The organism is Oleiphilus sp. HI0117 (genome assembly GCF_001635235.1).
Map to the genome: position 1 here is coordinate 1 of NZ_LWGA01001172.1, position 642 is coordinate 642.

The following is a 642-nucleotide window of genomic DNA, read 5'->3' on the forward strand; positions in this document are numbered from 1 at the left end:
TATGATTTTTTTGCAATAATATCCAACTTAGATTGTTTGATTCAGTTGCTAGACTCGATTTGTATTGACTCTCTCCGGCTAAAAAGTCGTACTTGTTATACCCCTTTTTTGCGTTCAATAGGATTGCGAAATAATGCGATGTTAGGCCTGGTTTTAGTTTGTTGATGTCTGTGTAATTAAAACCACATTGATAAAAAAGTACTTCACCCTGATACAAGAAATTATAGAGATACCCGATGATATTGTCTTTGGTGTGTATCTTGAGAACTTGTATGTAGTCGCTGTCAAAGTAATCGGTAATTAACTTCCTATGAAAGTTAAAGAAGAATGTGTTTGAAAATGCGCCTGCTTTGCCTCTTTTAGTCCATTCTATCTGGTGCAGCTCTGCTAGCTCTTCAAGCATGGTGATTGCTTGCCCGGTAGATTCGGCTTCTTGTACTTCAATATTTGAAGATTGCTGATAACCACTTATTGAGCGTTTTATCTGGGAGCGTTTATTTGAACTAAGCAGTTTCAAATAATCTAAATCACTTTCTCGTATCTTATCTAAGTCTACAAAATAAGATTTTGTTGTCTTTACAAGCTTGAGTCTAGTGTTTAGAAGGGGGGGGAGAGATATTAAGTTGTCTCGTGTTTCGCTTG

1 protein-coding gene is annotated in these 642 nt (G+C 36.4%); it reads right to left on the minus strand.

Features of this window, described 5'->3' with window-relative positions; all coding sequences use genetic code 11:
* The coding region (locus A3757_RS20720; protein ID WP_156506462.1) for a GNAT family N-acetyltransferase at positions 1-642 on the minus strand (642 nt) is incomplete at both ends.